The organism is Acidovorax sp. GW101-11A03, from assembly GCF_059424825.1.
The window spans coordinates 1-25,577 of the sequence record NZ_JBWKZU010000026.1 but is presented as its reverse complement, the minus strand read 5'-3'; the positions used below and the strand labels follow the sequence as shown (position 1 = coordinate 25,577).

Sequence of the window (25,577 nt, the reverse complement as noted above, 5' to 3'; positions counted from 1 at the left end):
AACTTAATCAAGGAAGATCCATGAAAATCTCTCAACTGCTGACTGCTTTGGCCCTCGCTGTTTCGGGCACAGCCTTCGCCGCCGACAAGCATGCCGATGGCCATGAAATCAAACCCATGCACGGTGGCGCCGTGGCTGAAGCCAAGGACATCGACTATGAACTGGTTGCCAAGCCCGACAAGCTGCAGCTGTACATGCGCGACCACGGAAAGCCTTTGGATCCCTCGGGTATGGCAGCCAAGATAACGCTGCTGTCCGGCAGCGACAAACAAGAAGCGCAGCTCCAGCCGGTGGATGGGAAGCTGGAGGTGACGGGCAGCTTCAAGGTCGCGGCAGGCAGCAAGGCCGTTGTTGCGGTGACCAAAGCAGGAAAGACCATCGCTTCCGTACGTTTCACCTTGAAGTAATCGCGCGGGACTACAGCATCTATCGCGGCACTTTTCGCCGAACTGCGTACATGCGCACAGGGCCTGCGCAGCTCGGCAATACGCGGTGGAAGCGGCACTCAGTGGGGGCGGTCCATGTTCCAGCGAATCCCGGCAGGAAATCTGTCACTCAAGCTGACCTGGATATGGCTGAGCCTATTGGTTTGCGCCATCACCTTCTGGCAGCTGCGAAAGCTGTGGATCCGGTACGTACGCCCACTCGACAGCAAGGCAAAGTACAGCTTGAAGTTGGCTCGACGGTTTCAGCAGCGGCAGTTGACCAGATTGAAGTTGAAATCAATGCGCAAGGCTCGGAAGCGCTGCAAGCGCTGAGGCGCACATGCTTTCTGCGCGGGGCCCAAATGCCGCACATGTACTCATACGTCGCGCACTCCTCCACCAACTGACACAGTCTCAGCCAATACCAGCTATGAAAATTCTGCTCATTGAGGATGAGGTCAAACTGTCGGCGTATCTGCGCAAAGGTCTCGGGGAAGCGGGTTTCAACGTCGATGCGGTTCATAACGGCGTCGATGGCTTGCACATGGCTCTTGAAGGAGCACACGACCTCGTGATTCTTGACGCCATGCTTCCCGGTATTGATGGTTTTACGGTGTTGACGGCGCTGCGAAAGTCCAAGCAGACGCCTGTGTTGATGCTGACCGCGAGGGTTAGCGTAGAAGACCGCGTTCTAGGACTACAGACAGGAGCGGATGACTACCTGGTCAAGCCCTTCGCATTTTCAGAACTCAATGCTCGCATTCAAGTGCTGCTGCGGCGTTCGCACGGGGCCAAGGACAAAAGTGAGTCGAACTTGCTCCGCGTTTCCGATCTTGAATTGGATCTTGTGCGTCGCAAGGCGACTCGGGCGGGGCAGAGGGTCGATCTCACGGCTAAGGAATTTCTGTTGCTGACGCTCTTCTTGCGAAGGAAGGGTGAGGTGCTTTCTCGCACAGAAATCGCCGAGCAGGTCTGGGACATGAACTTCGACAGCGACACCAATGCCGTGGAGGTGGCGATCCGCCGCTTGCGCAGCAAGATGGACTCCCCGTTTGAAAAGCCGCTGCTTCACACGATACGAGGCATGGGCTACGTGTTGGAGGAGCGGGGCCGATGAGTCGCGATCTGCCTCGTTCATTGCGCCAGCGCTTGTCTTGGTGGCTTGCGGCGCAAAGTTTCGCCGGCCTCGGAGGTGTCTGCCTGGTGGTGTACCTCGTGACTGCCATGAATCTGTCCGAGAGACAGACGGACATGCTGTCTCAGAAAGAGAACATTGTTCGCCATCTCCTGAGTACCGGTGAGCATTCCGTTCGAGAAACCTCGCGGGAACATCCGCTTAGTGACTTCTTGATTGGCCATGAGAACTTCCGCCTCGTCGTCCGATCAAGCGATGGGCATTTGCTGTTCCCCCTGGTCGAACCGAGTGTTCAGGACATGAACGTGGCCGCAAGGAGCTTCGAGGTAGCGGCGCAATCGGGTAGCGGCCCTGCGCTCCGGGTCACGCTGTCCATGGATGTAGCGGACGACCAGAAACACCTCCAGCGACTGGCGTTGACCCTGGCCATTGCCGCAGTAGTGGGGACACTGGTCGTCTCTCTGGGCGGCCTGTCAATTGTTCACTTTGGGCTGGCACCGATTCGCAAGCTTGCGAAGCAGGTTCAAGCGCTTTCTGCGGACAATCTGGACCAGCGATTGGACAGCTCGGGACAGCCCTCAGAACTGGTGCCTTTGGTGCAACAGTTCAACGGCTTGCTGGGTAGGCTCAATCAAGCCTACACCCAACTGGAAGGCTTCAATGCAGATGTTGCACATGAACTTTGCACTCCGCTGGCAACGCTGCTTGCCAGCAACGAGTTGGCGCTTCGCCGCCCAGCCAGCTTTGACCTCCAGGAAGTGCTGTCTTCAAATCTGGAAGAGCTTCACCGACTGACGGGCATCGTGAATGACATGCTTTTTCTCTCCCAGGCTGATCGCGGAGCAGTCGCACGCCGAACGCATACCCCGAGCTTGGCGGCCGTTGTTCAGCACGTGGTGGACTACCACGATGCTGCCTTGTCGGAGGCTGAATTGGAACTCCGTATTTTGGGAGATGCAGTTGGTGACTTTGATGAGCCTCTGCTTAGGCGAGCGCTGTCAAATCTGATTGGCAATGCCACTCGCTATGCCCACAGGGGTACCACAGTCGTCGTAAGTATCGAACAGGCGGCCGAAGGGCGCGTGCGCATCTCCGTCAGCAATGTTGGGCAGACAGTGCCTGAGGAAGTTCTGGAAAGAATCTTTGATCGGTTTTTTAGAGCTTCGGCCTCTCGATCACATAGCGAGCAGAATCACGGATTGGGCTTGGCAATCACTGCAGCAATTGCACGGATGCATGCTGGCCACCCAATCGCCAGCAGCAGCGAAGGCGTGACGAGAATCGGACTGGAAATGTGCAGCACGCCACCTGGGCGGCGTGCTGCTGAAGACCCTCTACGGGTAGCTCACATATCGTAGACAACCGTTCGTTGCCGATCGTTGGCGCTACCCATCGCGAGCCTTCCTATGACCGATAGATACTCAGGGTGCAGGTACGTTTGCAACTGGTGCTCCAACACGGCGCAGGGCCCAACTTGGATGCTTTTGAGCACGTTCAAGGTCCGCCAAGACCTCTTCCCGGGTCAACGCCGTACCTTTGACTGGAACCGGAGCGCCAAAGCGGTGGTACTGCCACAGGCCATCCTTCTTGGATTGCTCCATGTCTGCGACGATCTGATCACGTGACTTCCCTTGAGCCGCGTGATCCGGATGCGTCGTGTAACCCATCTCGGTATTCGCTGAATGGATTACACCGCTGGCCAACGTCGGGCCGGCAAGTGCTGCGAGTGCAATGGTTGTCAAGAGTGTGCGAATCGCCATATGGTGTCTCCTCAGGTAGTTGTGTCTACTGCGCCGAACCACCCATTTGGTCAGTAGCAGAGGCACTGGTGACAGTCTGATGAACCAACGCCAACAACTCTCGGACTTGCAGATTACAAGTTCGTCATGTCCGCAGCGCTTGCAAGGTGGAGGAAGGCTTCTCCGCATGGCACAGGCACGCCTCGCCGTGGGCAGCGGAGACAAGCTCCTTCAAGATCCCGCAGCTTTGATGGGGATGCTCGCCTGCGCAGGCGGAACGCAATTGCAGGAGTTGTTTTTCGAGGGCCTTCATGCTTTTGAGGCGCGCACGCAGGCGGCTGAGCTGGCCGTCGATCAATTCGTTGACGTCCCCGCAGGCGTCCTGCGGCGCGTCAAGTGCACTGAGGAGACTTTTTACATCGGCCAAAGGGATATCCAGCGCCCTGCAGTGCCGCACAAATGCAAGGCGTTCGAGATGGGCATCGGCATAGTCGCGGTAGCCGTTGGGTAGCCGAGCGGGCTTGGGAAGCAAGCCTTCTTTTTCGTAGAAGCGGATGGTTTCGGCATCAACGCCCGCGGCATTGGCCAGATTCTTGATCTGCATGGTTCCTTCCATTTTTTGATTATTGACACTGTAGCCACTCCAAGGTTTCCAATTGACGCCAGCGGGCATTCGTCCTGCGCTTCCTCTGCACAAGGCCGTCAAAAAGACAAAACAATGAACAAGCTATCTGATCCGCGATCTGCCACAACCTTCGATCCCGTCGTGTTCGAGCGTCTGCTGGCCAGGTATGAGGCGCTCCCTGAAACCGATGCAGAAGCGAAATGGCTGACCCTCGAAGCCGCGCATGTCGTTGGGCAAAGCCGCTTCACGCCTCACTGGAGAACCCACGTTGCGATGCTGCAGCTTGCCCTGGCGACCAAGAATGGTCCAGAGTTCGCTGGACAGCTCCTGCGGTTGGCCCTGGTGCCCTTGGGTCACCTGCTCAAGCGTCTTCCTTTGGGCAATCCGGGGCGCGCGAACGTGAGCGCTTTCGAACCCATGTCCGTGCGAGCGGATATCGCCGAGTTGATCGCCGCCACCCGGCTCGCGAGCTAGCCGCCTGTGCAAATGCGGTTGCTCCTACACAAAACCTGCGCGTGCAGCGGCAAGCTGAACCCATTCCACCCTGAACTTGACATTGAAGCCACTTCAAGGTTTCCAATGGACACCAAGAAGGAACCATTCCTATGAAAACCAGCTGTGACGACACCCGTATCAACGCCCCGGACGCTTGCTGCGCACGGGAAAATGCTTCTGCAGCACAGACCGATTGCTGCGGCCCCGGCAAGTCCGCCACTCCTGCCGATGCGTGCTGTGGTGACCGTGTGGCCCCCCTCACGCCCGGCAAACCAACAACCAAGGGCGCAGTGTTCCGCATCACCGCGATGGATTGCGCCTCGGAAGAAAGCGAGATCCGAAGGGCCCTGGAGCCGGTGAGTGGCATTCGAACACTCGGGTTTCAGTTGGGTGCTCGCACCCTGGCCATTGATGCGCCCGACGAGGTGATTCCCCAAGCTCTCGCAGCCATACGCAAGGCAGGCTTCAATCCTGAACCGGTGGGCACCGGATCAACCAGCGAAGACCACGAGCACGATGCGCCCAGTGAAGGCTTCGGGCGCATGGGCGCCGCGCTGGCGCTCGCTGTGATCGCCGAGGCCGTCGCGTTTTTCTCCCCCGATACGATGGTGTTCAAGGGCATCGGGATGGCCGTGGCGGCTGCCGCTATCTGGCTGGCAGGTTTCTCGACTTACAGAAAAGGCTTTGCAGCCCTGTTGCAGGGGCGGCTGAACATCAACGCCCTGATGACGGTCGCCGTCACTGGTGCTTTCCTGATCGGCCAGTGGCCCGAGGCCGCCATGGTGATGGCCTTGTATGCCATCGCCGAGATGATCGAAGGCCGCGCCGTGGACCGCGCGCGCAACGCCATCAAGAGCCTGCTGGACCTCACGCCCGACTCGGCCGAGGTGCGTCAACTTGATGGCACCTGGCAGACCCTTCCATCGGCCGCAGTCGCCATCGGCGCCACCGTGCGCGTGAAACCAGGTGCACGGATTCCCTTGGACGGAACCGTCGCGAGCGGCACGAGTGCCGTCAATCAGGCGCCCGTCACCGGCGAGAGCATCCCCGTGGACAAGGCTGCAGGAGACCTCGTGTTCGCCGGCACCATCAACGAGACAGGCACTCTGGAAGTGACTGTCACTGCGGAGGCCAGCGACACCACGCTGGCCCGCATCATCCACTCGGTCGAGCAAGCCCAGGGGTCCCGCGCGCCGACACAGCAGTTCGTGGACCGGTTCGCTGCCATCTACACACCTGCGGTGTTCGCCATCGCTGTGCTGGTCGCGGTCCTCACGCCCTTGCTGATGAACCTGACGTGGATGGAGGCCCTGTACAAAGCGCTCGTATTGCTGGTCATCGCATGCCCGTGCGCACTGGTCATCGCAACACCGGTCACGGTGGTCAGCGGCTTGGCATCGGCGGCGCGGCGCGGCATTCTCATCAAGGGGGGGGTGTACCTGGAAGAAGCCCACAAGCTCAAGGCGATCGCACTGGACAAGACCGGCACGATCACGGAAGGCAAACCCAAGCTTGTGGCTCGCCAGATCCTCTCGAAGCACGCTTCGGAAGCTCAAATCCTCGGCTGGGCGGCAGACCTTGCGTCAGAGTCGGACCACCCTGTCTCCAAAGCCATCGCACAGGGTCTGGAATCAGGGCCGGGGGGCGTCAGCGGATTTACGGCACTCCCCGGCCGTGGCGTGGAGGCGCAAATCGGAGGCCAGTCCTTGATTCTTGGGAACCATCGCCTGGTTGAAGAGCGGCAACTGTGCAATGACGAGATAGAAGCGCTGCTGGCCGAGCAGGAAGCCCAGGGCCGTACGGTCACCTTGCTCGCCAGCACAACGGAAGTGCTGGCCATCTTCGCCGTGGCGGACACGATCAAGGAGAGTTCGCGAGAAGCGATCGCTCAACTGCACAAGCTGGGCGTCTCCTCAGTAATGCTCACCGGAGACAACACCGCCACCGCGAACACCATCGCCAAACAGGCTGGGATCGACAAGGCGCAGGGCAACCTGCTGCCAGAGGACAAGCTGTCCGCCATCGAGCAGATGCAGAGTCAGTACGGCCCGACCGCAATGACCGGTGACGGTATCAATGACGCACCGGCGCTGGCGCGCGCCAATATCGGCATCGCCATGGGTGCCGCTGGCACCGACACAGCCATGGAGGCGGCCGACGTCGTCATCATGAACGATGACCTGCGTCGCATCCCCGAAGTCATTGAACTGTCCCAGCGCACCCGAGGTGTCCTGGTCCAAAACATCGTGCTCGCCCTGGGCATCAAGGCGGTGTTTCTGGTCCTTGCGGTGATGGGTAGCGCGTCCATGTGGATGGCGGTGTTTGCGGACATGGGGGCCAGCCTGTTGGTGGTGGCCAATGGCCTCAGGCTGCTGCGCGGAGTCCGCCAATAGACACAAGGAGGCATCTGGCGGCGCGGGAAGTCGGGATCTGCTCAGTCACGGCGCGACAGCTGCCTTCGACGCGGTAACCTTCTTCACCGAATGCACGGCCAATACGCTGCACACAAAGCGAACGCCACTCCAGCGCGCACTAACTGCCGTGGCAAGGTATTGGACGAGAAACAGCGCCGCAGTCCCCGCCACTGCAGCAGCCGATGTGCCGGCATACAAAAGCGCGAAAGGCACAGTCATGCCCAGAAGCAGCGATACCGCTGCCATGTCGCGGTACAGCAGAAACAGCCGGTGCGCCTCCACGACCTCGGTCTCGCTGGACACTTGTCGGTATAGCTTGTACCACTTGGCATTTTGCTCGTTAGGATCCTTGGGCATGACGCCCACGTTCCTCTTGAGCGCGCCCATGTCGATCCGTGGATCGCCCGGGCCATGCTTTGTGAATGCCTGAGAGCCTGGCAGGTTGCCGAGCGGCTTCCAATACACCAGCATTGCCTTGACATCATGCGGGAGCAGGTTGGCTACGAGAAGGACCAGTGCCGGCATCGCGATCGAAGCCGCAAGGCGAGCCATGCCTGATCGTGTCCATGATTCATTTTGAAGCCACTCAGGAGCCACCAGAGCAACCACGACGAGCATGTCAACGAGCGCTATGGACACCAGCCACACCATGTTGAGGGATTTGAGGCTCCGGGGCGCAGCCGCTTTCATCCTGCGTACTCCGTGTCGATGAAATAGCTTCCATCAGAAACAGTGAACTGGATCCATCCGTCACGCCGGGTGGTGAGGACACGCCTGTCTCTGCCAGTGCTTCGCACGCGCACGCCGCTGTCACGCACTACCCGGCGGTAGTCCGGCCCCATTTTCTGGGTCTCGTGCTCAATGGGCTTGTCCGATATCACAACGGCATCCGGGGTGAAGTAGTCAAAGATCTCCGGACAGAACCCACTCTCGCGCCCGTGGTGAGATGCCACGAGGATGTTGGTGTCGCGCAGCTTCGTGCAGAAGTCCGGTCGCTGCAGCAAGGCCCGCCAACCTGGCTTCTCCAGGTCGCCAGGAAAGAGTATCTTGAAACCGTCGAACTCGACAAATACCGCGAGGCTGAGATCGTTGGTATTGGTGAACTGCGGATATGGGTTGTAGAACGTGGTACACGTGATGCCTCCCATGTTCAGGTTGAAGGGCTCTGCAGGCGGCCCTCGGAACTCATCGCAGTTCGCGATAAAACGCCTTGCGTCATCGGTGAGCGGCCCCCCTGTGAGTTTCATGTCCCGCCAGTTGTCTGCAGTCGGACTGGGATTGCGATGCCACACCGGAACATGAATGCCTTCATCCCAAAGACCCTGCAAGTCGCTCATGTGATCCTGGTCGGCATTGGTGATAAAAAGGTAGTCGAGCCGTTGCCTCCCGAGCCCGTGCTTGATAAAGGTGCTCGGGCGCCACGTCGCAGTGCATCCCGAATCGATCATGGCAAGTCGCCCGGCAGAACCATTGATTTGGTGATGAAGCATGGCGCATGCGCCATGCTTCACGTCCCACACGCGCAGCAGCATCTGCCCAAGTTGAGCCATGTTTCCCTCTTTATGAAGTCGTCGCCGCCATTTTCCGGCACGAAGGCCTCATCCTCAAATACTGAATGTCAAGGCGGTGTGATCGCTTTCAAAGACTCGACCATCCAATCCGATGAGCGCTCGATGTTTGGTCGTGACGGGCATCGTCCTCCGTGTGCAGGTAGACGCTGGTCGTGGCAATGTTGGAGTGCCCCAGGTTGTCGCGCACGGCCTTGAGGTCCATACTGCTGCTTTGGTGGGTGCCGGCCGTGTGGCGCATCCAGTGCGCTGACGCTTGCTCCACGTGAGCCGCTGCGGCCTCGTGATCGGGCCCCAGGGCGCGCAAGCGCGCTGCGGTTTCGCGGAAGATGTCCTTGACCAGCTCGTGCACGCCACTGCGCCCCATGGAGCGCGCGCCCCCAATGAGCGGGAGTAGGAGCGCAAGCGCGTCCCCTTCGCGCGGTAGCGGGCTGAGGTTGTTCGCCTTTCGGTAGCGCATCAGCTCGGCTACCAACTCATCGGTCGCTGGTATCACGCGGGTTTTCTCCCCCTTGCCACGCACCTCCAGCCACCAGCGCTCGCGGCCGTCTGCCCCTTTGCGCCAGTAGAAGTCCCCCATGGAGTTGTTGCAGACCTCGGAGATCCGCAGCCCACCGATGTACAGCAGCGAGAAAAGCCACCGGTAGCGGGCCGCCTGCAGCGCCAGGCGAGGCGTGGTGGTCGGCAGCGACTCGATGGTGGCGCGAACGTGGGCCCAGTGTTCGTGCGGCAAGAACCTGCTCGTGTTTGCCGGCCGCGCCACGGCTTTTCTTCGCCGAAGGGCCAGGGGGTTCCCTGCCAAGTAGCCCGCCTGCACCAGCCAGTTGAAAAGGCTGTTGAGGATCGACAGTGCCTGGCGCTGACTCTGCCGGTCCAGCGGTTTGGCGAACGGACGCCAGTTTGGCGAGGACCTCGGCGCCTTCTGAGCGACCTGCATGACCCACAGACCAACCGGTTGGGGATCTTCCAAAAAGGACTCGTAGGCCAGGAAGTCCTCGTGGGTCAGATCGGACAGGGCCTTTCCATGCTGGTGCACACACCAAAGCAGCAGCCTTTCCGCCTCCTTGCTATAGCTGGCCAGCGTTGCCGGCGAATCCTTGTAACGCGCCAGCCAGGCCAAAACAGCAGAGCGGTCGTCGTTGGCCGCGACCTGGGGTAGACCCTGAGCTCGATTGCGCCCACGCTCACCAGACAGGTGAAGGGGTAGCACCAAGCCCTCTAAAGGCTCAAGATGCGCCAAAACGGCCGGTGCAACGATCAAACTGCTCATCAGCCGCATTCTATGGACATTAGAGTAATTATGTCCAAAAATTAGAAATAAATTCATTGATTTATACGTTATACGTTGTATTATTTAAGAATGAGCGAAGAATCAGAAATACAAGCCGAAGTTGAGGCCTTGCGGGAGCGTTTCAGCGACACCAAAACGCTGTATCGCGAGGTGTGTGCGCTGCTGTTTTTTCGATACGGCATCACGCCTACCGCCAGCAAGCTCTACCAGCATGTTCGCAAGGGCTCGATGAGCGCCCCAGCCGAGGCGTTGGCCAAGTTCTGGGAGGATTTGCGCGGCAAGGCCCGTGTGGAGATTGATCACCCCGATCTACCAGAGGCGCTTAAAGAGGCCGCAGGCCAGGCCGTCAGCGTGCTGTGGGCCCAATCGACAGAATTGGCACGCGAGGAGCTTGCGGCCCTGCGCGTCGAGGCGCGGGCCGAAGCTGACAGTGCGAAGGCAGCACTGCAAGAAGTACAGCAGCGAAACGCTGCGATCGAGGCTCTCCTCCTGGAGGCGCAGAGCAAAGGCGCCGAACTGGAAGGACGCGTGCACCACCTCGGCACGGAGTTGGAACACGAGCGCCGCGCGCACGCCGCCACTGCGGCGCGTGCCGAGACCCTGTCGCGCCAGGTGGACGAGTTGAAATTGGAGCAGTCCAAAAGCCGCCAGCATTTCAGTGCGGAGCTGGATAAGGGGCGTGCAGCCATCGACGAGGCCGCCTCCCGAGCGGCCGAGGCTGAGCGCCGTGCGCTTCGCGAGATTGACCGGGAGCGCACCGCTCGCGCTCAGATGGACAAGCAACTGGAGCAGCTGCGAGGCAAGCTCACAGAGGCGGAGCGGGATCACCACGCCAAGCTCTTGGAGGCCAATGCAGCGCAGGCAAGATTGGCCTCAGATCTGGAGAGTGCACGATCTTCGCTGGCTGACAGCGCCCGCGTGAACCAATTGCAAGGCGTAGAGCTGCAGCAGGCGCTGCAGGCGGTGGCGCAACGCAAAGCGGAGGCAGACACCTTGCGCGCTCTGGTAGCGCAGTTTCAACCGCCAACCAGACCGGTGCGCAAGAAGAAGCCTGCGGACGGCCAATGATTGCTTGCACGTCGGCCGCGAGTCAGCGAAAAAGACCCACGCAGAATTTACATACTTGATAGCGACGATCCGATGGCACGCGACGACTTCACTAAACGCACCAAGAATCAGGCTTATCAACGGGTGGCTGGCCGTTGTTCCAAATGCCGTGCCACCACCTCCGCGCCAGTGGGTGAAGTTGATTTCTCCAACGTTGGGGTTGGCGCGCATATTCATGCGGCATCGCCCGGGGGACCCCGATACCTCGCGACCATGACGGTAGAAGAACGGCGCAGCTTCGGCAACATCATCTGGCTTTGCCAGACCTGCTCAACGATCATTGACCGGGACCCGGATGCGTATTCAGCAGATACGCTCAAAGCATGGAAAACATCGGCTGAGGCAAGGGCTTTGTTGGAACAAGGCAAACCGCTTCCTGATGAAAAGGATATTTATCGCATGGCGGCCATGGCCATGGGCAACCGGACGCCAGGGTTTTACCCTGAAGCCATTGGCAATGTTCACAAGTCGCTCGTCGATCAACTGGAGTCTGTTGACCCTAGGTTCACCATCTCCACGGCTTACTCGGGTGGAAACACAACGATCATGCTGGGAGTGAAAGAGACGGTGCCTTTTTCCATCAAGATTGGGCCGCAATCGGTTGATGTCTGGCGCAAAGGTCTTCAGGCATCCATCGACGAGGGGCGTGAAGCGACGCTGCCACTCGATGGGGTAGTGTTTGAAGGATCAAAACTCTTCGACGTGCTTCACAAAGATGCCGACCTGGCAACGATAACGATCATGCCAGCGGCACGTCCAGCCGTGATGAAGATACTTGCACCCCAGACAGAACCTGCAGTTTTTGAAACCATTAACGGTCAACTAACAGCTGGACGCAAACAAATCCGGTTTGCAGGCGCTGGATGTGGCGGTCTTCTGGACGTGGAAATTATTTTTACACCGACCGGTAGTGACGGTGTCCACTCGGTATCCAACCTGACCACCAATGTGCGAGCGTGGCAGGGAAAGGAGGGGGCCAGCCCTCCCTACCTGGACGCGTTCATCAATTTGCTAGAAACGATTCTTGACTCCTCCGCCTCCATCTCATTTACTTTAGAAGTCGAAGGAAATCAGGCTGCATCCGGGAACTTTCATACTCCCAAGCATATTGAGGAGATAAACGAAACGCTGGCATTTGCCTTCTATGTTAGGCGAGCCAGAAATGTGCTTCGATATCTTCGAAAAAGTGCGCCTATCGATATCTTCGAGCCCATTTCTACTGAAGATCATCGGACCTTGGCGCGAGCTAGCGATATCGTTGAAGGCAAGCTCTCCTACCAGCGCTCACAAGTCACAGCACTGCCGGAGATAACGGTCAGCTGTACTGTTGAGGAGGAAAGAAACCTGATGGAGACTGTGCGCGGAGGAGGCTTTTCCGTACTTCAGCAGAAAGAACCCGCATCAATGGTCACCATCTATGGGAAGCAATATGAAGTTCCGGCTACAACAAGTTATTACTCTCCAGTGAGATTGCATGTATTGAGCCGGAACAAGAGAAAGAAAGTCGTTGAATTTCGCTTGCAGATTGAAATGGCAGATAACTTTACGAGTCAAACGTCGTTCGATATGCAGGAATAAGATTAGCCAGTGGGCTACCGAAGCGAAGCACCAGGGATTTCGAGAAAATGACTGTGGAGTGCACAATCATATTCAGGCAAGAACACAAAGCGAGCCGATCTAGCAGAGATTTGCTCTCTTACTTGAGCGGTATGTAAGAACAAAACTGACGTACAGTGCGATGAGGGACGACATCTACCGATGGACTGACTTGCCAGCCGTTCACCCTACCGACTTTGCAGCCATGGATCCGCTTCTCGCCCGACTATCCGATTCCGTCGTTCGAGCCAAAACGCTTGAGGACTTGGCCCGTCCCTTGCTGGACATGCTTGAGAAGGTCACTCGGTTGGAGTCAACGTACCTCACGACCATCAACTTCGAGCAGGCCTTGCAACATGTGCTCTACGCTCGAAACACGCGCACGATGGTGGTACCCGAGGGCCTGACCGTGCCCTGGGGCGACACTCTTTGCTACCGCGCGCTCAAGGAGGGGCGCATGTTCACGGCCGATGTGCGGAGTTGCTGGGGCGATTCGGAGGCTGCAGCTGCCCTTGGGATACAGACCTACGTGAGCATGCCGGTCAGACTTTCCGATGGCGCAGTGTATGGCACTCTCTGCGCAGCTAGTGCCGAACGTGCGGAGCTTCCGCCCGAGACCGAAAAAATGCTGCAGTTGTTTGCCAGTCTGATTGCACAGCAGGTTGAGCGCGAGCAACTTCTGGAGGAGCTTCAGCGCAAAAACGAGCAGCTGACGGCCATGGCCTTGCTGGATCCCCTCACCGGCGCTCCGAATCGCCGAGCGTTGTTTGAAGAGCTTGAGCGATTGCAGGCGCGCGCACGTCGCTCAGACAGTATGGTCATGGTCGCGTTCCTTGATCTGGACGGTTTCAAGCAAGTCAACGATGCCCACGGCCATGAAGCGGGCGACGCGCTGCTGTGCGCTGTTGCAAACCAATTGCGTGCCGTCATGCGTGAAAGTGACTTCTTGAGCCGTTTTGGGGGAGACGAGTTTGTATTCGTCGGCCCAGGTCCCCAGCGTGGCCAGGGCGCGGCCGAGGCCATCCGAAGCTTGCAGTCACGACTTCAGGATGCGACGGTGTGCCGCGTCCCCTTGGCGGGGCAACGAACGCTAGAGTACCCAGGGGCAAGTGTAGGTGTGGTTTGTGTTGACCCTTGCGAAGGCACTTGTGACGAGGCCATCCGCCTCGCAGATGAGGCTATGTACCAAGCCAAGTATTCGCGGCGTGGCTTGGTTTAGCACTGAGCAGTCGCTGCGCTGAGCGAAAAGTTCAAGTCGCTTTGTGCCCTCCTTGAATTTCAACTGAGCAAATTGGATCGTTCTGGCTGATGTGGGATCTTGACCCGTATCCGGGCACAACCTCCAGTGAGGTCACGCACCGCACTACTGTGGTGGTGCACCGGGCCCTTGGCGTCCATGCCCCGCAGTGATGCGGCACTGGCGCGTCACTTCACGTATCAATGGGAGTTTGCATTGCCAAAGACACTTGCTCAGATGAAGAAACGGTTTGAAGACGCAATGACCGAGGCCACTGAAGCGGAGGAGATCATTCCTCTAATGAAGCAGGCCATTGCTCGATTTGGTTTGGAACCAGGCGACCTTTTTGACGGGGAAATCTCTGAGACGACCACGACCTTGTATAGGGACGCCAACGGCAACACGTGGGGAGGACGCGGGCGACGTCCTACTTGGCTGAATGAAGCGCTTGCACGCGGCAAAACACTGGAAGATTTTCAGCTTGACGGCGTGTTCGGTCGCAAGCCTAAGTAATTGATTTAAAAAGAACTTTTCCCACAGGTTTCTGTTTTTGCACGAAAACCGAGATCACCCCTAGCAGGGCATGGACGGCCGGGCCGTACATGTGCCACAAAGCCGGTCGCCTGGACTCGTCTACCAGTGGTTTCCGTTTCTGCACGGAAACCGAGATTGCCTCAAGCTTCACGGCAGTGCTGTGGCGGTCTAACCATGGACAGTACAGCGTCCACCTCTGCCTCGCACCCACTCTGCTGGACTATGCACTATCGATAGGCCGGGAACTGTAGCTTTGCATGGTTTTCCCGATTTCGTGAGGCCAGAGCAGATTACTTTGTAGCCAGAACGGTGCCAACCCAAGTAGTCTTCGCGACTGACGCTATAGTGCTCTGACAGATACCCAACAGGGTCAGCCGAATATCGGATCAGCTCTGTCGAAGTGAGATGCAGCGTGGTTTGGCCTGAAGCATTGTCATGGCACACATAAAAGCCCACTTGCTTCGCTACAAGGTCTTTCACAACTTCTTCCAGATGCTCAACCATCTACGGCTCCTCGACCTACGACCTACGACCTTGCTAGTCAAAATGCTTCGGCAGTAAAAACCAGTGAACTTTCACGGGAATGCAATTCTGCGCCAAGTTTGTACACCGCTGGCAATTGTGCTGCTGACAGGGACGCTGCCGGTCGAATTTACCCAAGCGATGAACTGATCGACGCTATGAGTGGGATTCGTACTCTTGTAGATGGCTGCAAACCCTGAGATATGAGCTGCAGCGAGGGATGTGCCCCAGCCTGCAAGCAAATCGGTATCCGAAACGCGTCCCGCTCCATTGACACCAATAGCATTTTCGTCACCACCAGGCGCCAAAAAAATTGGATACGTATACTGACTTAAAGCCGCGATATTTGATTTTGTCGCGAGCGTATACCCAATTTCATCGTTTAGTACAGAAGCAGCTTTTATTGAGTATTCACTACAAGCAGGATGCGAAAGCGCAGTTTGAATCTGGTAATTTCCTGTCGATGCAATAACAGGTACGCCTGCGGTCCTAAGTTGTCGAATAAGATTTCTGATGGCGATGCTGACATTGGCATCACAGTCGGATGGGTAACTGGCAACGGTACCGATACTCAGATTGACAACCAGCGCTGCAGGTGAGATGGGCGTAGCCCCGCCGGCCCTCAGAAGCACCGACGAGAGCCCTTTTTCCAAGTCGTTCAGATAATATGTTTTTTTATTATTGATGCGATCATATGAAAAAATATTTATCGAAATGAGTTGGGCGTCCGGTGCAACCCCTTGCAATATTCCGCTAGCCACGTTCGGCGATGCGCGGCCCGCAGCAACCGAAGCCATTAGCGTACCATGCCCGCACCGCTGCTGATCAATCAGCTGGCATCCGATGAGATCACTGTTTGGTTCACCCGCATTTGGAGTCCCCGCTGGGCTATCACCGAACAAATCCTTGTTAGGACATACAGACTTAAAGCCTCCGGAGTTTGACCCAAAACAATCTTCGCCGACTACTTTAGTAGTACCGCTAAAGAGAAACATCTCGTGATTTTTTCGAATGCCGTCATCTAACACGGCAATCGCTACACCACTACCCTTATTTCCAGAAGCCCATGCAATAGGCATGTTAATAGTCGGCATGCTCCTTTGAAGTTGCGGAACACCCAGTGGACGGTTTTCACGCAACTCCAAGATTCGTGGATCATTTTTAGCGCGGAGTCTAGACAGCTGATCCTTGGTAAGCATCATCTGAAACGACCCAATTGAATCTCCGACAGGATCGCTTTGTGGTATTTTTATATTGGCATCAGTAAGAATTTCCGTCATGGCTTCTCGATTAGCCATTGCCTGATTTTTTCCTCCACGGGAATTCCAATTTAAATCAGGAGAGAAAAGTACCCCACCACGTAAAGAAATACTTACTTCTACCTGTCCCTCTTTTTCGGCTATATCGGATGCTCCTGCAGACCAGTAGGTGGTCCGAGGATCTTGATAGCCGATAGGCCGAATTCCTCGCACATCAGGATGATTCTGCAGGAGGAGCAACTTTTTCTTGTCGATGGAGGTCGTTATTTTTATTGGTAGCGCATTGTCTAATGCCAGAGCAGGTCCGGAACGGCCTAGTTTTTGAAAATTTTCCCGGATTTTCTCAATAAGAGAATTGGCCTCAATGATCACCTCGCCGACATTTACTATATGGGTTGAGCCGTCTTGCAATAATTGATATTTGGCACTCTGAGTGCCAAGAATTATTTCGGCATTAACCTCTGCTCTAGTGCGCAAGATTTTCCGGAGGGCCGTAAGGCTGCCATCCAGATCCATAGCAGTAATGCGCGATTTGTCAGTGGGATCTATTGTAAAGGCCAGTGCATTCTGGCTGTTTTGAAGGATGCTAATTCCTTCTGATTTTATATACATCCCGATCTGCCCACTCTCGCTCTCCCAGGCCCCTTCGGTAAATGCTGCGTTTCCTAATTCTGCTTTTAACGCACGTATGGTATCTACATCTTTTTTCAAATTATTGTTTTTTTGCTCTGGCGATAATTTTTCAAGTTTCTGGTGGCGTAGGGTGATCATCACTCGTACCTCGCCTTCCTCATTCACCGCATCTCTCATCCGCTTCAGGCTACCAGGATCAACAGTCGCCGCTTGCAACGTCCCCATGCTAAAAGTTAGTGCAATGGCTGACGTCACAGATAGCAGGTGTCGCATCTATCGCTCCAGAGAAGTTTGTGGTCTACGAAATCGTAGTTGCCGATTCTGGGATGGCAAGTTTTAAATGAGCGAGCCAACCAGGCTACTTCGCAGGCGTTCCTTGTTCACCCCCCTGCGCATAAGCGCCAACGCCCGATCAGGATTGAGTGGACTTGAAGGCCAGGGCCGTGGCTTGCGCAGATCCGTGCAAAGGCACTATACGTGGCAGCCATCCGCCTCACCGACCGAGGCCATGATCGAAGTCACGCGTTCGCGGCAAAGCCTAGAGGATCACTGAGCAGGCTCTTCGCTGTGTGAAAAGTCCCCGTTACCGAGCGGAACTGCTAACCCGGTAAATCGCACGCAAAAAGAGTTGCCCATTTTTTAAGCAAAACTCTAAGTTGTTGATTTCATTGGGTTTCATGGTTTGCTAACCCGGTAAATCGCACGCAAAAAGAGCTGACATTTGAAAACTTGCGCGCATTCCGGAGTGCGTCTTGGACCGAGGGATGATGGCTGATTGTGGGTGGTCGCCACGGCTTGGATTCAGGTCTTGGCCCCGGATGGTTCGTTCTGCTGCAGCGCAAACAACCGGCTCATTTCAGCCGTGCTACACGCTGCTTGGCTGGGCGCTCAATCAGCGCATCGATGTACGGATCCATGTCAAACGCGATCGTCCCCCGAAAATTCACGTGCTCGAAGTGCACGGGTCCGATGCGGCGCAGCCAGCTTTCATCTATGGGGTGTTTGGCCACCTTCCAGCGATCCACGACATCTTGCATCTTCATGGTGTTCCAGCTGATCACGACGTTGGTCAGCAGGGTGTGCGCTGTTGAGATAGCCCGCAGCTCATCAGCCCTGCGCCCGCGTGAGACTCCTACACGTCCGTGGTACACAGCGCGCTGCAGCTGGTGTACAGATTCGCCCCTGTTGAGCAAGGCATGCATCTCGCGGCGAAACTCGGGAATGGTGAAGTAGTCACACAAAAAGATCGTACGCAGCAACTTGCCCAATTCGTCTGCGGCAGCGTGCACGGGATCGCCCCGCGCCGCGCTGCCAAGGCGGGCGATAGCTTCTCCAGCTGTCAAGCGCCCTTGCCGGATAGAGGCAACTAGGTGCAGTAGGTCCATCCATCCGGCTCGAATCTTCCCAAGCGAGACCTTCCCAACGGTTAGGCGCTCCAAAGCTTCCGGCACGGTGTCCCCCCTGGCCAAGAACATCTTACGTTCCGACAATTGGCGCAAACGGACGCACAGATCGAAGCCCAGCAACTTGGCGATAGCCATCGCTGCGTTGGTGTAGCCATGGGTGTCCACAGCAAGCAGGGATAGTCGGATCTGGTCCTCGCGGCGGGAACAGTTGTGCGCTTCGACACCGTCCACCGCTGGCGCTGCTTGCCGGTCATTGATCACGATAGGCTGGTCATGAAACAGTGCCCAGGTATCAAGCATGTGCACATAGATGCCAACACCATGCTGCTTGCGGCGGTATTCCATACGCGCCGAGTGCAGGTACCGTGACGTATCGAGCGTCATCGAATCAGAGGATGCTTTGTCGCCCTGGCCCCAGAGTTTGGCAATAGGCATGCTTTGCTGGAACTCAATGACCCGTGAGTTGGCCTCCCGCAAACGGCCACTGGCCTCCGTTGCACGCATGGCCATAGTGACCTGAGACACCTGCAGGCCTGGGATCATCGCGCAGACACCTTTGGCCGTGTTCTCTGTTCCGTGTGTGTATAGGGCGCCGTAGACGGCCTTCAGTTCAGCCATGTCTTTGGCTCTGCGGCCTAGCAGAGCCTGGCTAAAGCCGCTTTTTGCGTCGATCTCGACCAGCATGTTGCCAAACTGGGCATCGCCGATCATGTTGAACATGCTCTCGCGTGTCTTGGTGACCTGGGGTTCGACTTCAAGCGCCTGAATCGGTGCAATGTGAATATGCCCCTGGCTGTCTATGGTCAAGGCCCCGTCCTCCACGGCCTGCACCAGTTGGCCGATGCCCGCTTTGACCCGTCCCAGCACGCGCTCCAGGAACTTATCTGGATTGTCCGTCAAGCTCAAAGCTCGGATCAGCGACTTGTGCTTCTCGGCCCACTGTGTTTCGGGTATCAGCTGATCGGCACGGTTGCGATGGCGGCTGCTGTGTTCCAGCCACAGCTTTCCGCCCTTGATCGCTTTCTTCAAAGAAGTCGCTGCGCTTGCTTTGAGAGCTGCAAGAGCAACCTTGCGATCAGGGCCTTCCAGCAGCGAGTGCCAGCTTGGGTCCGCAACCGACACATCAAACCCCTCGGGAAGGCTGCTGATGCCGCGTTTGGACAAATCGCGCAGCGTCTTGAGCTGCTTGAGCGCCTTGTCCGTTTCCTCGCCTTTGATCTCAAGGACTCCGAGGGCATTGAGCAGGGCCGACATACGCGGCGCTTGTTCTTTCACCAGTGTTTCCCGGACGAATTGAGCCCGCGTACCGGCAAAGTTTTCTGCATTCTTGGGCACCAGGTCGCGCATCGCCGCGACGATCTGAGCATCGGTCAACTGCGTGTCGTAGAGAATGTCCTTCAGCTTGACGCGCTCAGCACGCAGATCCACAGCACTTTCGGCCTGCTTCTTTAGGACCTTGCCAGAAGCCTTGTGATAAAGATCTGTGAGACATCGCGCACCGATGTCTGCGGCGAGATCGGTCTGATCCAAGAGGGTGACATGCAGGAAAGAGACGATGCGCAGATCGCGCTGATCCTCAGAGAGAAACTTCGTCGCGGAGGGTGGACGATTGATCACCTCTTGGCTGTACGCCCTGAGACGATTCAATGGAATCGCCGACAGCTTCCACTTGTGAATTTGCAGTGACTTGAGGCACTCGATTTTCTTGGTGACCTCGCTCAGCGTGAGCTGCCCGTGCTTCCCTGGGGGTGTGCGCAGCCACTCCAGCACTGTGTGACCGCCGGGCCCTGATCGCTTTGAGAATGCGTGCGAGAGAGCCGCCTGAACCTGTTTGGGTGGCGCACAGGTGCGGATCGCAGCGATTGCGGCATTTTCCTGTTCAGCGAAGGCCATCCGCGCCATGTCGCGCAGTGTCCGGTCACCAGGCAGGACAAGCCGTCGATCAAAGAGCCAGTGTTCTGACTGGTGGATCAAGTCATCGACTGATACCGCTGAGGCGGAAAGCTCAGCCAGAGCATCGGCCAGGAGCGGCTTTGTGGCGTCGTCCACTACCGCGAAGCCAACACGTTCCCGAGCCCAGAGCTGGTGCTCGTATCGTGTGTCCTTGTCCTTGTACAGCGAGGTCACCGATGCGATGTCCGTCGCGTTCATGCCAAGCGCTGAGGTCAGGTACCGCAGCAGGACGGAGGGGATGCCTGAAAAGGCATCGGGGTGCCGCCCCGTAGCGCGCAGCATGACCAGTTGAACTGCAGCGCCAAGGCGTGCAGTCCCTCTGAACCGGGGCGGGCGCAGCTCCTGGATGTCTTCGATACTCAGCCCAAAACACTCTTCGACTTCCCGCTTGGATAGCGATTTGGGCAGGGTATCGGCGCCAACGAAACGTAGGTAGTAGCTAGACAAGCTGGTCCTCCCGTGGCTGGCGCGGTCGCAAGCCTGCTGCAGTCTACGTATTCGCTACTGATAATTCCAGACAATAAAAAAGTGCGGGTTAACCCGTAGCTCTTAACCGGGTTTTCTGCACGGAAAGTGAGATCACCCCGACTTGCCCGCGCCTGGAGTGGGTGCACTGTGGACCCCAGCATGCGCAATGCGTTGCCGTGGGTTACATCAGCAGGGTAATGACCACGATGGCCAGGCCAAGGCCCAGGTTCACAGCCACCCATTGGCGTATGGCGGCCATGGCCTGTCCGCCCGCAGGCCAGTCAGACGCTGCCACCGCCCGCTGAAGGCGCCGAAAAAGCGCAAAGCGGATATGGCCGAAGATGGCCACCATCACAAGGCCCAGCGTGGCCATGACAGTCCAGTCCAGCGGCATCGCAAAACTTCCGCCTGATTGCGCAGCCTGCCGCGCGACGTTGCCGATCATCCACAGCCCGCTGACCAGCACCACCACCACCGCCACGGAGACAGCGCCCAGAAAACGCTGCAGCACATCGTGCATCAACCGCAGGCGCTGCGGCGGCTCCAGCGACTGCGCCGCAGGGCGCAGAAAGAAATGGGCAAACACCATGCCACCGATCCACACGATGATGGACAGGACATGGGCGAGCTTGAGGGCGTTGTAGAGCATGGGGGTGATGAAGTTGTGGATTGGGATCGATCCGAGTAAGTCTCTGACGTTTCCCCCGGGTTGCATGTGGTGTGCCAAAGCGGGTATGGCAGTGCTGATTTTCTACCGGCGCTCGCGTCAAAGTGCTCTGAAGAACAAAGGAACGGCTTTGATAACCAACTCGATAGGCGCCAATGCTGACGGAAGGAACGGTCTCCCTGAGATGCGTCCAGCCAAACCCCAGGAGAGCAGCACCAAACACATCCAGGCTACAACTCCGCATGTCACTGCGCCTAAACCTAAACCTGAGGACTTCTTTGAGCGCAGAGTTGCGTAAATGAATAGGCCCAGCAGTCCAAACAACGAAATGCAAAACGCCAAAAACTGAGGAAGGCCGAAGGCAGTCATAGCTTCGTGTCTAGGCGTTCATGCATCGAATACTTGCTGATCCAGTGGTCCTGGCGACAGTGCGCTGCAACATATCAGCGATCAAATAGGCTCCGTTGCTGCCTGCTGTGCCACACGCACCTGGTTGCCGCCGCTTTTCTTCGACTGGTACATGGCCTCGTCGGCGTGGCCGAGCAGGTGGTGTTCTTCACCCCCGTGTTCGGGGTAGATGGCCACGCCAATGCTGGGCTGGATGTTCAGGCGAATGCCTTCCAGGTCAAACGGCTGCGTAAAGGCCGACAGGATCTTGTCGGCCACCGTGGTGGCGTGGTCGCGGGCCAGGCCACTTTCGAGCAGCACCACAAATTCGTCGCCCCCCAGGCGGGCCACGGTGTCGGAGCCGCGCACACACTCAAGCAAACGCTGCGCCACACGCTGCAGCAGCAGGTCGCCCATGGCGTGGCCCAGGGTGTCGTTGACCTCCTTGAACCGGTCCAGGTCGATGAACAGCAGCGACAGCAGACGCTGGTCGCGCCGTGCACGGGCCAGGGCGGTCTTGAGGCGGTCCAGAAACAGCTGGCGGTTGGGCAGGTGGGTGAGCTGGTCGTACTGCGCCATGTGCTCCAGGCGCTCGTGCATCTGCTTGCGCTCGATGGCGGCGGCCACCTGGGTGGATACGAACTGCAGCAGGTCCTTGTCCTTGTCGGTGTAGCGGCCCTGTTCGGTGTAGCTTTGCAGCACCAGCGCGCCAATTGCGCCTTTCTGTGTTTGTAGGGGCACACCCAGCCAGTACAGCGGCGGGCGCTGCTGTGGGGCGGGTGGTGGGTGGGCGGTGCGGTTCTCGGGGGTCAGCAGCAGGGTGCAGCCGTTGTGGATGACCTCGGCACACAGCGCGTCCTGTGCCAGCGCCATGGGGGGCGGGGCAGGCAGTGATTCGTTGACGTGGTAGGGGAAGCTCAGCGCATCGGCCTGTGCGTCGTACAGCGCCACCGCAAAGTTGGTGGCGGGCAGCAACCGCCCGATGATCTGGTGAATGTGCTGGAACAGCGCCTGCAGGTTCTGTGTGGTGTGGGCGGCCTCGGAGATCGCGTAGATCACGGCCTGCATGGACTCGGTGAGCCGGCGCTCGGTGATGTCGTGCGCCACGGCCAGCCGCATCTGCTGCTCGGGCAGCCAGCGCGCCGTCCAGCGGATGTGGGCAATGGTGCCGTCCTTGCGAACGTAGCGGTTCTCGAACTGCAGCTGCAGGTTGCCTTCGGTCACGCTTTTGGCCTGGCGCTGGGTAATGGCGAGGTCATCGGGGTGCACCATGTCCAGCATGCGCTTGCCCACCACTTCTTCAGGCAGGTAGCCAAATATGCGCTCGAACGCGGGGCTGACAAAAACAATGGTGCTGTCCACGTTGACGAGGCAGACGGCATCGAGCATCAGGTCCACCACGTTCAAAGAAGGAATGCTGTGCATGGGCGGCGCGCGCAAGGTGCAGGAGTGGAAGCCCATTGTGCCGCGCACACTGCGGTTGTCGTCGCTTTTGTGTGGCGCTGTGTGGGTAAACAAACACGCCCCCGACCCCGCCCGCCGGTTTGCGCCCGCTCCGTGTGGTGCCGGGGCGCGGGTGAGGGTCTCAGGTGTACCGGGTCTCGAGCGCGTCCCATTCGGCCTTGCGCACCAGGCGCTGGCGCTCGGCAAACGGTGCCACCAGGGCCGGGTCTTCGTCGATGCGCCGCTGCTCGCGCAGCACCGTGAGCGCCTTTTGCATCCCCGCCACGGCACCCTGCAGCGCGGCGTTGGCATACAGCACCAGGCCGTAGCCCAGCGTGGCCAGCTCCTCTGCGCTGGTGATGGGGGTCTTGCCACCAATCACCATGTTCATGAGCTGCGGCGCAGCCAGCCGCCGGGGCAGGGCGCGGATCTCGTCCAGCGTGGTGACGGCTTCGACAAACAGGATGTCGGCGCCCGCCTCCTGAAAGCGCTGGGCGCGCTCCACGGCGGCCTCGAAGCCCTGGGTGGCGCAGGCATCGGTGCGGGCCAGGATGAGGGTGCCTGCGTCGCGGCGCGCGTCCACGGCGGCCTTGATCTTGCCCAGCATCTCGCAGGTAGGGATCACCTCCTTGCCGTTGAAATGCCCACAGCGCTTGGGGCTGACCTGGTCTTCGAGCTGGATGCAGTCGGCACCTGCGCGCTCCAGCGTTCGCACCGCGTGGTAGGTGTTGAGTGCGTTGCCAAAGCCCGTGTCGGCATCGACGATGAGCGGCAGCTCCACCGCATCGCGGATGCGCGCCGTGTGGTCGGCAATGTCAGTGAGGCCCATGAAGGCCTGGTCGGGCAAGCCGAACCACATGTTGGTGACGCCCGCGCCGGTCACGTAGAGGGCTTCAAAGCCCAGGTCGGCCACCACACGGGCGGAAAGCGCGTTGAATGCGCCGGGCACGATCACACCCCGGCGGGCCTGGGCCAGGGCTTTGAGTTGTTGTTTGCTGTTCATGAGTCGCAAGGATCTTGATTCGCTACTGTTTTGATAGCTATAAGGGGATGATGGATGCGCGGAAGAGGCCAAAAAACCTCAAAAAATACCGCCAGGCACTCGCACCCAGCCCTCCATCAGAATGCGGGCGCTGCGGCTCATCAGGGCCTTGGTCACCTTCCATTGGCCGTTGAGTTGCGCTGCCTCGGCCCCCACACGCAGGGTGCCCGAGGGGTGGCCAAACCGCACGCTGCTGCGCACGCCACCGCCTGCTGCCAGGTTGACCAGCGTGCCCGGTATGGCCGCTGCCGTGCCAATGGCTACGGCTGCCGTGCCCATCATGGCGTGGTGCAGCTGGCCCATGGAGAGCGCGCGCACCAGCAGGTCGATGTCTTTGGCGTCAATGGCTTTGCCGCTGGAGGCCGTGTAGCTGGCCGGCGGCGCGACAAACGCGATCTTGGGCGTGTGCTGGCGTGTGCTGGCCTCGCCCAGGTGTTGGATGAGGCCCATGCGCAGGGCGCCGTGGGCGCGGATGGCCTCGAAGCGCACCAGTGCGGCCAGGTCGCCATTGATCGTGCCTTGCAGCTCGGTGCCGGTGTAGCCCAGGTCCTGCGCGTTGAGAAAAATGGTGGGAATGCCCGCGTTGATCAGCGTGGCGGCGAAGCTGCCGACGCCGGGGACTTCGAGGGTGTCCACGACATTGCCGGTGGGGAACATGGCGCCCCCTGCGTCGCCGTCGTCCGCCGGGTCGATGAACTCCAGCGCCACCTCGGCCGCCGCAAAGGTCACTCCGTCCAGCTCAAAGTCGCCCGTTTCCTGCACCTGTCCGTGGGCGATGGGCACATGTGCCACGATGGTCTTGCCGATGTTGGCCTGCCAGATGCGGACGGGGATGGTGCCGTCCTGCGGAATCCGCGCCGCATCGATCAGCCCCATGTGGATGGCGCAGGGACCCACCGCCGCCGAGAGGTTGCCGCAGTTGCCGCTCCAGTCCACAAACGGCTGGTCGATGGACACCTGGCCAAACAGGTAGTCCACGTCATGCCCTGGCCGTGTGCTGCGCGAGAGGATCACGGCCTTGCTGGTGCTGGAGGACGCATTGCCCATGCCGTCGATCTGCTTGCCGTAGGGGTCGGGGCTGCCCAGCACGCGCAGCAGCAGGGCGTCGCGCGCGGGGCTGGGTTGCTGGGCGGGGGCGGGCAGGTCGTCAAGGCGGAAGAACACGCCTTTGCTGGTGCCGCCGCGCAGGTAGGTGGCGGGGATGCGGATCTGTGGTGCCAACGAGGTGCTCATGGAGGAATATCAAATTTGATAGCTGTTGGCGCTGGCTAGGCGCGCGCCAAGGCCTGCTTTTTATCAACACTCTTGGCGAGGAAGTCTTGTGCAAAGCGTTGCAGAACGCCACCTGCCTCGTACACGGAGACCTCTTCGGCGGTGTCCAAGCGGCAGACTGCGGGCACGTTGAGCACTTCGCCATTCTTGCGCCGGACGATCAGCGTGAGGCGTGTGCGGGGCTTCAGCTTGCCTTCGACGTCAAAGGTCTCGGTGCCGTCCAGGCCCAGCGTCAGCCGACTGGTGCCCGCCTCAAACTCCAGCGGCAACACCCCCATCCCAATCAGATTGGTGCGGTGGATGCGCTCAAACCCCTCTGCCACTACCACCTCGACCCCTGCCAGCCGCACACCCTTGGC

21 protein-coding genes and 1 pseudogene are annotated in these 25,577 nt (G+C 58.6%); 10 read left to right on the top strand and 12 right to left on the bottom strand.

The window, feature by feature from the left end:
- The first annotated feature begins 20 nt into the window (after positions 1-20).
- The 4 genes from AC07Z7_RS12675 to AC07Z7_RS12660 all read left to right on the top strand — a co-directional run bounded on the left by AC07Z7_RS12675 (position 21) and on the right by AC07Z7_RS12660 (position 2,918).
- Positions 21-407, top strand: a complete 387-nt coding sequence (locus AC07Z7_RS12675; protein WP_137748215.1) for a hypothetical protein — start codon at positions 21-23, stop codon at positions 405-407.
- A 164-nt stretch (positions 408-571) separates the two neighbouring features.
- On the top strand, positions 572-832 hold the full coding sequence (locus AC07Z7_RS12670) for a hypothetical protein (RefSeq protein ID WP_137748214.1): 261 nt from the start codon (positions 572-574) through the stop codon (positions 830-832).
- A gap of 23 nt (positions 833-855) precedes the next feature.
- Positions 856-1,542: a heavy metal response regulator transcription factor gene (locus tag AC07Z7_RS12665; protein WP_137748213.1), complete on the top strand. Its 687-nt coding sequence runs from the start codon at positions 856-858 to the stop codon at positions 1,540-1,542.
- Positions 1,539-2,918 (top strand): heavy metal sensor histidine kinase, encoded by a 1,380-nt coding sequence (locus AC07Z7_RS12660; RefSeq protein WP_137748212.1) that lies wholly within the window; start codon positions 1,539-1,541, stop codon positions 2,916-2,918. The genes AC07Z7_RS12665 and AC07Z7_RS12660 overlap by 4 nt, the downstream gene beginning before the upstream one ends.
- Positions 2,919-2,981: 63 nt before the next feature.
- Here the strand turns inward: AC07Z7_RS12660 and AC07Z7_RS12655 are convergent, their stop codons facing one another.
- Both AC07Z7_RS12655 and AC07Z7_RS12650 read right to left on the bottom strand, forming a co-directional pair.
- Positions 2,982-3,320, bottom strand: a complete 339-nt coding sequence (locus tag AC07Z7_RS12655) for a DUF4148 domain-containing protein (RefSeq protein ID WP_171012298.1) — start codon at positions 3,318-3,320, stop codon at positions 2,982-2,984.
- A 124-nt stretch (positions 3,321-3,444) separates the two neighbouring features.
- On the bottom strand, positions 3,445-3,903 hold the full coding sequence (locus tag AC07Z7_RS12650; RefSeq protein ID WP_137748210.1) for a Cd(II)/Pb(II)-responsive transcriptional regulator: 459 nt from the start codon (positions 3,901-3,903) through the stop codon (positions 3,445-3,447).
- 114 nt (positions 3,904-4,017) lie between these two features.
- Here AC07Z7_RS12650 and AC07Z7_RS12645 point away from each other — a divergent pair, with 114 nt between their 5' ends.
- Positions 4,018-4,398: a DUF3703 domain-containing protein gene (locus tag AC07Z7_RS12645; RefSeq protein ID WP_137748209.1), complete on the top strand. Its 381-nt coding sequence runs from the start codon at positions 4,018-4,020 to the stop codon at positions 4,396-4,398.
- Between the two features lie 131 nt (positions 4,399-4,529).
- The gene (locus AC07Z7_RS12640; protein ID WP_137748208.1) at positions 4,530-6,812 is read left to right on the top strand and encodes a heavy metal translocating P-type ATPase; all 2,283 of its coding nucleotides are present in this window, start codon (positions 4,530-4,532) and stop codon (positions 6,810-6,812) included.
- 45 nt (positions 6,813-6,857) lie between these two features.
- On the opposite strand, the gene AC07Z7_RS12635 is transcribed toward AC07Z7_RS12640, so the two are convergent.
- The 3 genes from AC07Z7_RS12635 to AC07Z7_RS12625 all read right to left on the bottom strand — a co-directional run bounded on the left by AC07Z7_RS12635 (position 6,858) and on the right by AC07Z7_RS12625 (position 9,671).
- Positions 6,858-7,484: a hypothetical protein gene (locus tag AC07Z7_RS12635; protein WP_494766446.1), complete on the bottom strand. Its 627-nt coding sequence runs from the start codon at positions 7,482-7,484 to the stop codon at positions 6,858-6,860.
- Positions 7,485-7,519: 35 nt separating this feature from the next.
- The gene (locus AC07Z7_RS12630; RefSeq protein ID WP_207253366.1) at positions 7,520-8,383 is read right to left on the bottom strand and encodes a ComEC/Rec2 family competence protein; all 864 of its coding nucleotides are present in this window, start codon (positions 8,381-8,383) and stop codon (positions 7,520-7,522) included.
- 88 nt (positions 8,384-8,471) lie between these two features.
- Entirely contained in the window at positions 8,472-9,671 is a 1,200-nt protein-coding gene (locus tag AC07Z7_RS12625) for a tyrosine-type recombinase/integrase (protein ID WP_207253365.1), read from the bottom strand.
- Between the two features lie 90 nt (positions 9,672-9,761).
- Here AC07Z7_RS12625 and AC07Z7_RS12620 point away from each other — a divergent pair, with 90 nt between their 5' ends.
- The 4 genes from AC07Z7_RS12620 to AC07Z7_RS12605 all read left to right on the top strand — a co-directional run bounded on the left by AC07Z7_RS12620 (position 9,762) and on the right by AC07Z7_RS12605 (position 14,145).
- Positions 9,762-10,760 carry a DNA-binding protein gene (locus tag AC07Z7_RS12620; RefSeq protein ID WP_137747712.1) on the top strand — a complete coding sequence of 333 codons (999 nt, stop codon included), beginning with the start codon at positions 9,762-9,764 and terminating at the stop codon, positions 10,758-10,760.
- A gap of 252 nt (positions 10,761-11,012) precedes the next feature.
- The gene (locus tag AC07Z7_RS12615) at positions 11,013-12,377 is read left to right on the top strand and encodes a hypothetical protein (RefSeq protein ID WP_137747713.1); all 1,365 of its coding nucleotides are present in this window, start codon (positions 11,013-11,015) and stop codon (positions 12,375-12,377) included.
- A 223-nt stretch (positions 12,378-12,600) separates the two neighbouring features.
- Positions 12,601-13,614, top strand: a complete 1,014-nt coding sequence (locus AC07Z7_RS12610) for a sensor domain-containing diguanylate cyclase (protein ID WP_137747714.1) — start codon at positions 12,601-12,603, stop codon at positions 13,612-13,614.
- Positions 13,615-13,791: 177 nt separating this feature from the next.
- Positions 13,792-14,145 carry an H-NS histone family protein gene (locus AC07Z7_RS12605; protein ID WP_137747715.1) on the top strand — a complete coding sequence of 118 codons (354 nt, stop codon included), beginning with the start codon at positions 13,792-13,794 and terminating at the stop codon, positions 14,143-14,145.
- Between the two features lie 596 nt (positions 14,146-14,741).
- Here AC07Z7_RS12605 and AC07Z7_RS12600 read toward each other — a convergent pair.
- The 7 genes and pseudogenes from AC07Z7_RS12600 to AC07Z7_RS12570 form a co-directional block, all read right to left on the bottom strand.
- Complete coding sequence (locus AC07Z7_RS12600) at positions 14,742-16,853, bottom strand: S8 family peptidase (RefSeq protein WP_137747716.1); 2,112 nt, start codon at positions 16,851-16,853, stop codon at positions 14,742-14,744.
- 578 nt (positions 16,854-17,431) lie between these two features.
- Positions 17,432-20,386, bottom strand: coding sequence for a Tn3 family transposase (locus tag AC07Z7_RS12595; RefSeq protein ID WP_207253363.1), 2,955 nt, complete (start codon positions 20,384-20,386; stop codon positions 17,432-17,434).
- 202 nt (positions 20,387-20,588) lie between these two features.
- Entirely contained in the window at positions 20,589-21,056 is a 468-nt protein-coding gene (locus tag AC07Z7_RS12590; protein WP_207253362.1) for a CopD family protein, read from the bottom strand.
- Positions 21,057-21,524: 468 nt separating this feature from the next.
- Entirely contained in the window at positions 21,525-22,886 is a 1,362-nt protein-coding gene (locus AC07Z7_RS12585) for a GGDEF domain-containing protein (RefSeq protein ID WP_207253361.1), read from the bottom strand.
- 160 nt (positions 22,887-23,046) lie between these two features.
- Positions 23,047-23,907 carry an isocitrate lyase/PEP mutase family protein gene (locus AC07Z7_RS12580; protein ID WP_207253360.1) on the bottom strand — a complete coding sequence of 287 codons (861 nt, stop codon included), beginning with the start codon at positions 23,905-23,907 and terminating at the stop codon, positions 23,047-23,049.
- Positions 23,908-23,985: 78 nt separating this feature from the next.
- Positions 23,986-25,179, bottom strand: coding sequence for a 2-methylaconitate cis-trans isomerase PrpF (prpF, locus tag AC07Z7_RS12575; RefSeq protein ID WP_207253359.1), 1,194 nt, complete (start codon positions 25,177-25,179; stop codon positions 23,986-23,988).
- Between the two features lie 35 nt (positions 25,180-25,214).
- Positions 25,215-25,577, bottom strand: a pseudogene (locus AC07Z7_RS12570) (Fe/S-dependent 2-methylisocitrate dehydratase AcnD); the annotation flags it as partial.